A 12,145-nucleotide genomic window follows, 5' to 3' on the forward strand; every position below is an offset into this window, starting at 1 on the left:
GGATGAGTCCAGTACCTATGAAGCCGGGATGTTCATGCTCGGCCGGCCAGGGGCTCGTCGCAACAGTGCGTTGTACGCGGCGTGCGCCTCTGCGCTTTTGTCGGTGCGAAATCCTGAGGACCTCCGGGCCGACACCTTGGCGAAGCTGACTGCTTGTGGCTACCGGCGCGCGGGCGGCCGCTGGAACATCTCGCATCTTACGAGCGATTGGACCCTGGTTGCCCGAGAGGGATTCGAAGATTGTCGGCTCACTACGGTCACAAGATTCGAGGGTTTCGCTGCTTGGTTGCTTCGAGCCGCAGAGCGCGAAGAACGCCCCATGCACCCGGCGTGGTTGGCGCTGTTGAATTGGTTCATCGAGCGCCAAGGAGAGTCCGGCTGTATTGCGCCAGCCAAGCCTGCTGTGCGGACGGTACCGTCTCGGCAAGCCGGTACGCCATATCGACCATCACGCGCCGACGTCAAGATTCATCGTCAGCAGTGGCTCACCCACAAGGCAGCGCATCCCGATGCGGGAAGGACGGCGCTCAGACGTGGTCTCTACGCGGTTTGGGCATGGCTCTATCGCAATGACCGCGCTTGGTTGCGCTGTCATCAACCGTCCAACGCAACCAGACGAGGTGGAAGACGCAGTTCGAAGTTGGAAGCGCTACTCGCGCCGTACGTCCGTGTCCCAGTGGTCCCACGGCAGGACCGCCGCGGCTTGCTCCATCTCGGCACGGCATACCAGGTTCGGGTGCGGCTTGGCGTGACGGACTACGCCTATGGCCGTCTGTCTGCCGTTGACGCTGGCGTGTCTCAGCAATGTATTTCCCGCGTGGAGTTGGCGCAGGCACGCGTCGCGTCTCTGCAGGATGCTCTCGAGCTTGACCCGCATGCCGCGGCCCTTTCCGTGCTGGCACGGCGAGTGAGCCTTCGCGAGTCCACCCTAAAGTACGCTCTGCACGCAGGCGGCCGTGAGGAGGAAGCACGTTGACACACCTGCACTATTTGCAGATGAGCGGATTGGCGCCGGACGAGTGGTGGCCGGGGCACTATGGTCGGCACCAAGTCACCACAACGACATGCCCGGACGTCAAATCGTGGTGTTTCCCAAGCCGCATTGCTCAACGCGCTCTGCCATTCAAGAGCGTCATTGGACCGGCTGACTATGTTGTCGACCGCCATACGCTCTACCCCTTGTATAGCCGCATGCTGCCTCCCGAGGATGCAGCCAAGCTTCGCTCGCACCTGCTGGGGGAGCCAGTGCATGGCTTGCCAGCTATGATTGGCGCCGGCGGACCGCACAGCGGGTGGGCGACGTTCCAGCCCGCCTATTGTGATGATTGCGTACGGCATGACATTGCTCCCACCGGAGTCCCGTTTTGGCGTACCGAGCATCAAATCCCTGGAGCGCTGTTCTGTGCAAAGCACGCAAAGCCGCTCCTTGCACCGTGTCGGGCGTGTACTCCGAACAATTGGGCTTCCCTCATTCCGCTTCCGGGCCACCGATGCGACTGCCCCCTGATTCCTTTGGTCGATAAGGGGGCTTTGAGCCTCGGTTCAATTGCCTTTGAGATTGAGGTGGCTCACGCGGCTAGCAAGCTGCTTGATTCCAGCTACCTCCCGCAACTCGACGCACGCTCCATTGGCTCGTTGGTTCGGCTCGGTGCAGCCCGAATCGGAATCCCGCAGCGGGAGGAAGGACGGCAGAAGGCTTGGCTCGCTTTCATACAGGAGGCGCGGCTGCGCGAATCGTTCGAACGCATGAGCTTTCACACCATTCCGTTCGCTCGCGTCGGGAATGTGCTGAGGGGACGCGCTGTCCTGCGTCACCCACTCCGAACCATCGCTTTGCTGCTGGGCCTCTGGGGAACCTGGGACGCCGTTGAGCGGGCGGCAAACGGAGCTCGCTGGCCGGCGAGCCCGGCCATGCGGCGGTATGGGGCGTTCGTGGCGGGAAGTGACCCGCAGGGCGACCATCGCCGCAAGAAGACCCGTCAAGTGCCAACGAGGAACGACGCACCTGCTCTATTGGCAGCTTACAAGCAGCTTCGCCATGAGCGACCTGGTGCTCACAGAGCGACGCTGCTCCTTCAATTGCCTGAAGGTGCTCGCGAGTTGCTCACTCGGGATGAGCTTGATGCAGCCGACGTCGAGGTACTCGGTGATGTTGCCCAGCTCGATTCCTCAATTATGGAGCACATCTATGCGCGCTCCGAAACCCTGGTAGCCGCCGGCCATCCTGGGCGAATCAGTTCGAAGCAACTGCTGGACGGACATCCGATGGGGCCGGCGTGGTTCCGCATCCGCCATTTGCTGCCGAAAGCCGCTCAAGCGCTGAAGCGCTGCGCGGAGACCAAAACCGAACATCTGGCACGCATGCGTGTGCTGCCATATCTCGCCGAATCAGCGGCACCTGCTGCCGGCATCTAAGTCATGAAAATCTTTGAATTGAATGCTCCCTTCGTTACACCAAGGGACATCGCACTCACGCCGTTGGACCCCTACGGCATGCACCAGGGGCCACTCTACGCCGCCTTCCACAAGGCGCGGCCACCAAGGAGCAGTACGCGTACGACGCTCGCCGACCTGAAGTTCGACCGGCGTCTAGAGGCGCTATCTACGAATGAGACACGCGTGCTGTACGCGCTGATGTTCCATCCTTATGTCATCGATATTCGCGAGCAATACCCATTCTGTGACGACGACACGCTTCTCTCGGCACGAACACAGGGCAGGCGGGTACGCCGTACTGAGATGACGACGCTGGATGTGGTCGTCACGTACGTGACGCCGACTTGCTCGGTGCCGCGCTATCACGCTATCTCGGTCAAGAGTCCTTCCCATGTGCCAACGGTCGAAGACGCGAGACGCGAGGAACGGGAACGCGCCTATCTCGACCGGCTCGGCTGGTCATGGGAACTGGTCAAGGGCGATGAAATCACCGACGAGCACTACACCAACTGCCGACTTCTCTATCACACGGTGCGTGATACGGACATATGGTCGCTCTACGACCTCGCCGAAACGTTCGTAAGGCGTCAATTATTGACGCCCTGGCGTCGCGCTGAGGGTTCACAGATGCTACGTGTCCATGTTGATGAACGTGGACAGGTGCACACATGGACGAAAGGGAAGAGAGTTTGCAGGATCGCCTCGTCATCGGCCGCAAGCGAGATGGCCGGCGGCAGTATGACGAGGTGGCTAAAGAGGAACTGATACAAGCCTGCTTAAAGCCAGGAGCTTCTATCGCCCGCACGGCAATGAAGTATGGCGTCAATCCGAATCTCGTGAGGACATGGATAGCAGCACACCAGCGCAAGCATCGCTGCACTACGGCGGTTGTCGACGAGCAGGAAGGCGGCGCCGACACCATTGAGTTGCCGCCCTCACGAGATGCATTTGTTCCCGTTGTCGCCGAGCCGGCATCGCTGGCAGGCCGACCGCCCAGCGTCGGCATGGCAATCGCCTTGCACGTGCGTTTGCCCAATGGAGTCGAGTTCGAATTAGGCGAAGCCAATCTCGATGAACTGGCCACGATCGTCCAGATGCTGGGGAGGCTGCCGTGTTCCGGTTCGACGACGGCCTGAAGGTCTTCCTGCATCGCGAGCCCGTCGACTTCCGGCTTGGCATCAACGGCCTGTCGATCCTGGTCGAGCAGGCGATGGCGCTCAATCCGATGGCCCAAGCCTTGTACGTGTTCGGCAATCGCCGGCGCGACCGCATCAAGATTCTCGGCTGGGGCGGCAACGGCTTCTGGATGTTGCTCAAACGATTGGAGGCCGACCGGTTCATCTGGCCCGACACGTCCGACATCGTCAAACTGAGCGTCGAGCAACTGCACTGGTTGCTCGACGGCATCGATATCGCCGTGGTCAAGAAGCATCCGCAGCGTTTCTACGCACGCGCAAGCTGAACCGCACCTGGGTATGTCGGTCCAAGCCGACATGCCCATCAACGTCACGATCGCCGCCGAGGAACTCCAGGAACTGCTGGCTGCGCGCGAGGCGCTTGGCCAGCTCCAGCGGGATCACGATGTGCTGCGTGGCGAGCTGCGCTTGGCAAAGGCCGAACGCGATCTGGCCGAGGAACGGTTGCGTGCCTATCGCCGCGAACTGTTCGGCGCGACCAGCGAGGCCCGCGATGCAGGCCAGCTCGGTCTGTTCAACGAAGCCGAAGCACTGACGGCCAGCGCGCAACCCGCACAGGAGGATGTCCCCGGCACGAAGGTCGCCGCGCACACGCGCAAGAAGCGCGGGCGCAAGCCGCTTGATCCCAATCTGCCTCGCGAAGTGGTGCGTCACGATCTGCCCGAGGCCGAGCGTTTCTGCGTCAACGATGGTCATGCGCTGGTCGAGATCGGCGTCGAAACCAGCGAGCAACTGGACGTGATTCCAGAACAGGTCCGCGTCATCCAGCACCAGCGCGTCAAGTACGCCTGCCCGTGTTGCGACCTGGGAATCAAGGTCACGCCGGCGCCGGCACGCATCATCCCTCGTGGGCTGTTCACCGAGTCAGCGCTGGCGTGGATCGCTACGGGCAAGTACCAGTTCGGCATGCCGCTGTACCGTCAGGCCGGCTTGCTGCGCCGCTTCGGCGGCGACATCTCGGCCAACACGATCGCCGCCAGCATGGTCCGCGTGGGCTTGGCGGTGCAGCCCGTGATCAACCTGCTGCGCGATACGCTGTTCGAGTCGGATCTGATCCATGGCGACGAGACGACATTCCAGGTCCTTAAGGAGCCAGGGCGCCGAGCGCAAGCCAAGAGCTATATCTGGGCGCAGATGAACGGATCGGGACCACCCGTGCGGCTGTTCAGTTACGCGCCGGGGCGCGGCGCTGCGCACGCCCGCGCGATCTACGCCGGAATCCGGCCGGGCACGGCATTGATCACCGACGGCTATGAACTCTACAACGGCCTGGCCGTCGACAACCAGCTCGTCCACTTGGGCTGCTGGGCTCACGCGCGCCGTGGCTTCATCAAGGCCGAGGAGGCGGTGCCGAAAGCCGCGCGCACGCCGCAGTTGACGGCTACGCGCTTCGTCAAGCTCATCGGTAGGTTGTTCGCTGCGGAATCGCGTTCGGCAGACTGGCCGGCGGCGCGCAGACAACGGCTGCGCCAGCGCTACAGCGCCCACGTCCTGCAGGCCATCGCAGCGTTGCTGCGCGAGCAGATGCCGGCCGTAGTGCCTGGCAGCTTGCTGGGCAAAGCCATGCAGTATCTCCACGGCCAGTGGCACAAGCTCGCCCGCTACGTCGAGGACGGTACATGGCCGATCTCCAACAATCCCTGCGAGAACGCGATCCGTCCGTTCGTGCTCGGAAGAAAGGGCTGGCTGTTTGCGACCACCGTGGCCGGCGCCAACGCAAGCGCCAATCTCTACTCGCTGGTCGAAACCTGTAAGGCCAACAGCCTCGATCCGTACCAGTATCTCGTCTGGCTGTTCAGGAAACTCCCGCTGGCGACAACCGTCGATGACTACGCCGCGCTCTTGCCGTGGGCCATGGCTGCGACACGCTGAGAGGCGTCGTTTAAAGACTGCTTACAAACGTTCTCGCAAGCGCTTCTGAAGGGCAGCCGAAGAGGCTCAGCAAACGCGGTCCGACGTCGTGCCGCGCGCGCGGTGGGGTTAGTGCCTGACGCCGGCGAATATCTCTTTGCAACCGCAGTGGCCTTCGGTTTCCTACGGCTAGACCGCAATGTTCTGTTTGACCCGGAAAGGCCCATCGTCTTCGCGGGGAGGAGCGGCGGTGCAAAGCGGAGAACACCCGCTACACCGACGGAAATGCTGAGGAGTTGGGCATGGATTTGACCGTAGAGGCACCCCAGCCAGTGCATGCTACAGCGCCCTGGAGCGATATTTTGCCCGTGGCCCCACAAAAGGCCGACCACGAACTCGCTGTGTGGCTCCGAGAGGTCCATGCCTCAACGTGGCCAGGAGGGCTATATCGATTTGCGTCCTTCTCCAGGCGTCGTGACGGACAGGAAAAGCGGTACCGAGCTGTAGCCTGGAACCCTGCGACGCGCGAACTGTTCGTTCTGGAGCTAAGCGACGCAGTGTCGCTGAATGGCCCCGGCCGTTGGCATACGTGGTCGCTCGAGAAGGAGCCGGGAGCGCTGGATGATGTTGAGTTCACGACCTTCAAAAGCCCAGTGCAGAAGAAGAGTGAGTCGGCCAACGCCAATTTTTCAAGGAACAAGGCCCTTGTGCGGGCAATGCTGCGAGTGTCACATGACATTGCCGAGTGGACGGACAGCGAACCTATCAACGATGCGGTCCTCATGAGCAAGGAGGCGCTTCAGCAGTCGGTGCGACGCATTTGTTACGCGCTCGGAAGGGGCCGGAGCTATCAGAAGAAGTTGAAGCTCCTGCTGCATCGGTACTTCCACTTCGGTGGAGAGGACGATGCATACCTTGATTTGACCGACTTGCGGGGCGGGCGTGGGAAAACGCGAGTTGGCAAGAATCGGCGGAAACCAGGGAGGAAAAACGTTACCGAGCGGCAAAGCAGAAACAGGGCTGCAGTTGAGCAAGACCGTGTGGCTCAGCAGCAGGCACCCGTACGCGAGATTGACGTGCGCAAGATGCTGTTTGCACTCAAGCGTTGGTACGCCGGTCAGAAGCTGGACATCGCATTTACATACCAGCATATGTGCGCCGAGTTGTACTCAAAGGTGAGCAAATTCCTGACCCCCACGGTCTACAGCTTCAGATACCACGCGAGAAGGCTGATTGCTGAACATGACCTAAAGAGGAAACGCAATGGTCAACGGCTGCACGAGATGTACGACGCAGCCAGAATAGGCAGGGCAACAGACCCTACGGGCGGTGCCATCGAGATATTGGACGTCGACGGCTTCCAGGCGAAAGTCTTCATCAGACATCCCAATGGGAGGCGAAAAACGCCATTCCAGATTTGGGTCATCTTCGCGGTGTCTCGACTCTCATCGGCGGTGGTTGGGTATGCGCTGTCTCTGACCAGAGAGAACGCGCGTGCTTACAAGGAGTGCCTGGCTTCGGTTCACATGCCGAAGTCTGGTCGTGAGTCGAGAGCGGCTGCGCTGGGCTTGGGAAAGCTGAATGGGCTCCTGCATGGCAACTACGATGAGATATACGTCGACCATGGTCCGGGAGCGTCTGAATCTGTCTTGAGTGCCATTGTCGATAGGTTGAGGCTGGCCAGAAGCATTCCGCCGCCACGACGCCCAGAGTTGAGGGCAATCGGTGAATCGCTCAACAACCTCATCTTGCAGTTCTACCAAAACGCGGATGCGGGCTACAGTCGGGCGCGTGACCCCCTCTCCCAGGAGAAGCGGCGAGCAGCGAAGAAAGCCGCGCCAGTATCGGTTGCCGAGTTCGAGCGTTTGTTATTACTCGCCATCAACCACATCAATCTGTACTACGCGAAGCGCCGCAAGCTACCCGCTGCGCTGCGAAGGAAGGGAGTCGACAGCACGCCGGCACGCCTGTTCACGGCTTACCAGAAGGCCCGCGAAGGAAATGCGAAACGGAAGCTGTCGCCAGCAGAGGTCTGGGAGAAATACAGCGATTGGGAGCCGCGTTCGTGTCAGCGGGGCAAAGTGGTGTGGGACGACCTGACGTATTCATCCGAGGAGCTGAGGCAATACTATGACCACCAGATTCGGTGGGAAGACGGGAAGTCCATACCCATCCAGGTGCAGCCGACTCGGGACCCACACTTGATGTATTGGCGTAAGGCTGACGGCTCCGTAAGCCTGCTGAAGGTCAACAAAGAGGATGCTCGTCGCCTGGAAGACAGAATGAGCTGGTTCGAGTGGGAGCTGTTTCTGGAAGCCGACAGTACGTCAGAAGCGAAGACCGCACGCAAGGCCGGTGACAACCGTGTTGCAGTCCACAAGGCAATACAGGAAACATCAGAGGATGCCGTCACGCCGCGGAAGAGGAAGTCCTCTGCCGGCGAGGTCATGGTGTCGCAGCAACGCATGCTTGATACTGCCCTGGCTAACCGGTCATTTATGGATGACCTGCTGGAAAGCGCAATACCGGCGCCGGCCAAGGACGCGGCCGGACCCGCTAAAACGAAACCCAGTGTCGCTCGCTCTGACGGGGCGCTCGATGCTCCAGAGCCGCAGCAGTCCACCCCTGACTCGGACTGGATAGCCGACTTCGACGCCGATATGGAGGAGAGTCTTGCGGACCTGATGTGACGGCGCCGACTACTGTGTCTTCAAAGCGCTAGGTGTCGCGTCTCGCACGGGCGCGACACTTCCCGCGCAGCCCCACTGCAGGGGCGCCCCGCAATGGAGCAACCTGGTGGGGAGACCTCTCAATCGCGTTCATCAAAGTGTAAGCCGCTCCACGAGCGGCTCTTTTTTCGCCCGTTCTTCCTGCGCCGTATGTTTGTCCCGTGTCAGGAATTCACAACAGCGGTCCCTCGTTGCGCACCCTGCTTAAGGGGTAACTCCGCAGAGTGGTTTCATCTGAAATCGCCATCCGTCAAGCATCGGGCGTGCGCGCTCATTGCGCTTAGAACTGCTGTGAACAACATTGAATTGCGGACAGGACTGTTCGGGCTTCACATTTGCGCCGCCGTTCATTGGGGGGCGGCCAGGCAGGTAGGGCTGGTTTCCGGGCGAGTCGATTGAGATGCCGGGAGCGATACGCCTGCTTGCTAACAAGCAAACACAATCAGCAACATGCACCGCAATCGAAATAATCCGACGCCCGAACGTCGCGCACAACTGTATCGAGCTCATCTTCCGGCGAAACCTGAGACCTGGTCCACGATGACCTCCCGAGTGAGCTTCGTGAAGGACAGCATCGACGTCATCCTGAAGCTATTCATCCTTTCGCTCTTTCTGTCAGCCATGCTGCTTTGGGGCTACCTGCACAGCATCAACGCGAAAGGCCTCTTCCTGGATGCCATCTCGTCGAAAGAAGGCCTCGCGGCAGTGCTCTTTGTCGCAGTGCTGATGTTGGTGGCGTTCTTTTTGCAGATGTGGATGCCATCGCTCGTCGTCGTAGCAGCGTCGTCCATGGCAAATGGGAAGCTGGATGAAGCGACAGACCATCCTGCTCGCTACTTCATCTACGTGTTCATCATCTGGCTAGCCCTGCTGATGGGGTTGTCAATGAGCTTCGACGGCGGATGGGTCATCTTCGCCGTCTTGGGCGCGACATACGCCGCGGCAACACTGCTGTTTCTACTTCGCCAACGCAAAAAGGGGCAACGCTGGAACATGTTTTCCATCGGGATGCCGGCAGCAGCGACATTCGCAGCAATGGTGACCGCGCTGCCGATGAGTATGTTCGGCAACGTTCTCGGGCCGAACGCTCACACCAGTGACACCGTCATCGCGTTTGTCTTCACTATCGTTGTGTCGTTCTGCGGTTACTGGCCCAGTCTGTTTTATCTCAACGCGCGTCGTTGGGCGAAAAAGGCTCATCAGCCAGCGCTGTATGGCCTGCTCGGAGCGGCTATGTCCATCATCATCTTGGTGATGTATCTCGCCATCATTCCCCGAGGTTTTTCTACGCTGGTCATGGAAATCATGGGCGTCCGCTCCAACGAGGCCAGTACGTTCGAACTCACTCGACCCGAGCTTGCCGATGCTGCTCAACTGGCCGGCATCCCTGTGAAACGAGGTGAAGGCACAGCGATGTCCATCAAGGCATATCCTCGCTTTGTGTTCGGCGATGTGAGGCTGCTCTGTCGGGACCCTTACGACCCAAGTGTCATTGGTGACCACGCAAAGGGCTTCTTCTCAGACGACACCGAACGCAAACAGGTCAACGAGGCCCGCAAACATGCGAGCGTGGCGTGCGTGGTCTATCGAAAGGACGATATTCGTCCGTTCAATCTGTAACCACCACACATACCGGCCTGCCGCGGGGTCTTGCGATGTTGGAGGCCGCCGTCCCCGGCCGGGTGCCGCTTCATTGGCCATCGATAACTGCTCGGCAAACTATCTATTCCAGCATGGAAACACTTAGCCTCGTCCCCCTTTTTTCACTCGTTGTATCCCTGATTTCCGCCCTAATCGCATCGGTCGCGTTGTATTTCACATTTAAGAAGGACGCTCATCGGCTGCGCCTATATTGGACGAACGTGCTCAACGGATGGCATGACGTTCTTTCCATCAACAACGACAGTTCGTTTTCCGTACAGGTGTCTGCCATCGGCTACCTGGCAATGGATGGCCAGGTACATTGGCTTCCCTCGGTAGGAGACTACGGAGCCAACCAACATGTGGACTATCCAATTTCCATATCAGGCCGCAGCACCTATCACGTGACTGTCATGCATCGGTATCTTCCTTGGAGCAATCGGCGTACTCCCCGTGGCTACTGTGTTCAGCTTGATTGCGGACGAACGTTCGTCATCGCATCCACGCTGGGACGAAGGACAGCAGCCGCATTCGAGCTGAAATCGCTGACCTCCAGGCTTTGGCCCGGCAAGGCCGGGTTTCCGCGCAGTGAGTTGTATCTACGTCCAGACTAATAGAAGAGCAATATGCAGCGAGATGGGAGCCACTGGCATATGGTGCGGGCGCCCCTCATTGGCTAATAGCTGAAATCGGCAAGTTGTTGGCGGCCAAGGCGGCAAGCGCTCAAGCTATCGGTTAAGCACAGTTCGGCTACCATGCTCAAAACGACTCACGCGCCCGGTTCGACACCGGCGTCAGTAGAAGAACTAAGTAAATGCTTGGCCAGGGGGAGGCGCGACATTGCGGCCTTCAGAAAGTGACAAGAGATGCGCGCTCAGCGTGTCGTGTTCTGAGGAACCACCATGCCGATGGACTATGCACAGTATCAGCAAGAAGTTAGGGCAGACATCGCGAACGTGTTGAAGCTTGCCGGCTGCCAACCGATTCTGTTTGTCGGGTCGGGGTTCTCACGACGTTACGCCGACGCGCCGAATTGGGACGAACTCTTGAAGAAGTTGGCCGAGAACTGCCCAAGAGTCGACCATCCTTACGCGTACTACAAACAGAAGTTCCAGGACCAGCCTCGTATCGCGAGCATGTTCGCGGAGGCTTACCGGGACTGGGCGTGGGACGAGGGGCGTGCGAACTTTCCGCCGAACTATTTCGACGAGGCGTTTCCGACGGAGGTGTTCCTGAAGCATGCGACGGCTGCGATGCTTCACAACCTCAAACCGGTGCACGCAGGATTGAAGGCCGAACTTAAGGCGCTGCAGTCGATTAATCCGCACGCTATCGTAACGACGAACTACGATGAATTGTTGGAGCCGCTTTTCCCACAGTACGAGACAGTCGTCGGCCAGACCATTCTGAAGCAACCTTACCTCTCCATCGGCGAAATCTTCAAGATTCATGGCTCTGTTGCAGACCCACTTTCGCTCGTGCTGACGCAAGGCGATTACGAAGCCTTCGAAACGGACAAGAAGTACCTGAGCGCGAAGCTACTGACCTACTTTGCCGAGCATCCTCTGCTGTTCATTGGCTACGGCGCCAACGACCCTAACATTCGCAGCGTGCTCTACGACGTTGACCGGATGATTCGCGCCAATTTCGCGCTCATTCCAAACATCTATATTTTGGAGTGGGACCCCGCAATTGAGGAGACCTCATACCCCGCGCGAGACAGGGTGCTCGCCGTCGGTGAGAACCGAGAGATTCGGATTAAGAGTATCTCGGCGTCGTCGTTCGAATGGGTCTACGAGGCGTTCAGCAGCGGTGGCGCACTTGAGAAGGTGAACATGAAGCTACTGCGGTCACTGCTCGCGCGTACGGTTGACCTAGTCCGCAAGGACGTGCCGACCAAGAAAGTGGAAATTGACTTCCAAACGCTCGAACACAAGCTACAGGAGGGCGATGGCGTCGCAACGTTGCTTGGCATCACGGCAATCGGGGACCCGGCGAAGGTCAACCTGCACTTCCCGTTCACTCTGACCGAGGTCGCGGAGCAGCTTGGCCATAAGGGCTGGAATGCTGCGCATCGGCTTATTGAGCTGGTGGAGGAGCAGACGGGATTCGACCTGAAGTCGTCCGACAACACGTACCACATCACTATGCGAACGGGGAAATCCAGCAGCACAAACAAGTATTCGCAGGCATGTGTCGACTTGTTGAGAGCAGTGCAAACAGGCGAGCCGTATAAGCTGGCAGAGGATTGTGCCGTGGGCGCACTGAAGGCGGCATAGACGGCTGCGTGTA

At 59.5% G+C, this 12,145-nt stretch carries 10 protein-coding genes and 1 pseudogene; all 11 read left to right on the top strand.

Going from position 1 to position 12,145, the window contains the following annotated elements; genetic code table 11:
* The first annotated feature begins 319 nt into the window (after positions 1 to 319).
* The 11 genes and pseudogenes from ACN9M1_RS00505 (at position 320) to ACN9M1_RS00555 (ending at position 12,132) form a co-directional block, all read left to right on the top strand.
* Positions 320 to 976 (top strand): TnsD family Tn7-like transposition protein, encoded by a 657-nt coding sequence (locus ACN9M1_RS00505; protein WP_426398897.1) that lies wholly within the window; start codon positions 320 to 322, stop codon positions 974 to 976.
* Positions 977 to 996: 20 nt separating this feature from the next.
* Positions 997 to 1,407: pseudogene (locus ACN9M1_RS00510) on the top strand (hypothetical protein); the annotation flags it as partial.
* 123 nt (positions 1,408 to 1,530) lie between these two features.
* On the top strand, positions 1,531 to 2,415 hold the full coding sequence (locus ACN9M1_RS00515) for a hypothetical protein (protein WP_426398917.1): 885 nt from the start codon (positions 1,531 to 1,533) through the stop codon (positions 2,413 to 2,415).
* A gap of 3 nt (positions 2,416 to 2,418) precedes the next feature.
* Positions 2,419 to 3,201 (top strand): TnsA endonuclease N-terminal domain-containing protein, encoded by a 783-nt coding sequence (locus ACN9M1_RS00520; RefSeq protein ID WP_426396462.1) that lies wholly within the window; start codon positions 2,419 to 2,421, stop codon positions 3,199 to 3,201.
* Complete coding sequence (gene tnpA, locus ACN9M1_RS00525; protein WP_426396463.1) at positions 3,105 to 3,572, top strand: IS66-like element accessory protein TnpA; 468 nt, start codon at positions 3,105 to 3,107, stop codon at positions 3,570 to 3,572. Before ACN9M1_RS00520 ends, tnpA begins: the two co-directional genes overlap by 97 nt.
* Positions 3,548 to 3,898 (top strand): IS66 family insertion sequence element accessory protein TnpB, encoded by a 351-nt coding sequence (gene tnpB / locus ACN9M1_RS00530; RefSeq protein ID WP_426396465.1) that lies wholly within the window; start codon positions 3,548 to 3,550, stop codon positions 3,896 to 3,898. Before tnpA ends, tnpB begins: the two co-directional genes overlap by 25 nt.
* A gap of 31 nt (positions 3,899 to 3,929) precedes the next feature.
* Positions 3,930 to 5,504, top strand: coding sequence for an IS66 family transposase (gene tnpC / locus ACN9M1_RS00535; RefSeq protein WP_426398811.1), 1,575 nt, complete (start codon positions 3,930 to 3,932; stop codon positions 5,502 to 5,504).
* 281 nt (positions 5,505 to 5,785) lie between these two features.
* Complete coding sequence (locus ACN9M1_RS00540) at positions 5,786 to 8,173, top strand: hypothetical protein (protein WP_426396466.1); 2,388 nt, start codon at positions 5,786 to 5,788, stop codon at positions 8,171 to 8,173.
* Between the two features lie 600 nt (positions 8,174 to 8,773).
* A complete protein-coding gene (locus ACN9M1_RS00545) occupies positions 8,774 to 9,832 on the top strand; it encodes a hypothetical protein (protein ID WP_426396468.1) in 1,059 nt (352 codons plus the stop codon).
* A 113-nt stretch (positions 9,833 to 9,945) separates the two neighbouring features.
* The gene (locus ACN9M1_RS00550) at positions 9,946 to 10,467 is read left to right on the top strand and encodes a hypothetical protein (protein WP_426396470.1); all 522 of its coding nucleotides are present in this window, start codon (positions 9,946 to 9,948) and stop codon (positions 10,465 to 10,467) included.
* A 288-nt stretch (positions 10,468 to 10,755) separates the two neighbouring features.
* Complete coding sequence (locus ACN9M1_RS00555) at positions 10,756 to 12,132, top strand: SIR2 family protein (protein ID WP_426396471.1); 1,377 nt, start codon at positions 10,756 to 10,758, stop codon at positions 12,130 to 12,132.
* Positions 12,133 to 12,145: the final 13 nt, after the last annotated feature.

It is taken from the genome of Ralstonia sp. R-29 (assembly GCF_049913345.1).
In the GTDB taxonomy this organism is placed as follows: Bacteria; Pseudomonadota; Gammaproteobacteria; order Burkholderiales; family Burkholderiaceae; genus Ralstonia.

Bases quoted from the DNA above. Each gene is read 5' to 3' on its own strand.
- ACN9M1_RS00505 (WP_426398897.1), top strand. From the start codon at position 320: ATGCACCCGGCGTGGTTGGCGCTGTTGAATTGGTTCATCGAGCGCCAA.
- ACN9M1_RS00520 (WP_426396462.1), top strand. From the start codon at position 2,419: ATGAAAATCTTTGAATTGAATGCTCCCTTCGTTACACCAAGGGACATC.
- tnpA (WP_426396463.1), top strand. From the start codon at position 3,105: ATGGACGAAAGGGAAGAGAGTTTGCAGGATCGCCTCGTCATCGGCCGC.
- tnpC (WP_426398811.1), top strand. From the start codon at position 3,930: ATGCCCATCAACGTCACGATCGCCGCCGAGGAACTCCAGGAACTGCTG.
- ACN9M1_RS00540 (WP_426396466.1), top strand. From the start codon at position 5,786: ATGGATTTGACCGTAGAGGCACCCCAGCCAGTGCATGCTACAGCGCCC.
- ACN9M1_RS00550 (WP_426396470.1), top strand. From the start codon at position 9,946: ATGGAAACACTTAGCCTCGTCCCCCTTTTTTCACTCGTTGTATCCCTG.
- ACN9M1_RS00555 (WP_426396471.1), top strand. From the start codon at position 10,756: ATGCCGATGGACTATGCACAGTATCAGCAAGAAGTTAGGGCAGACATC.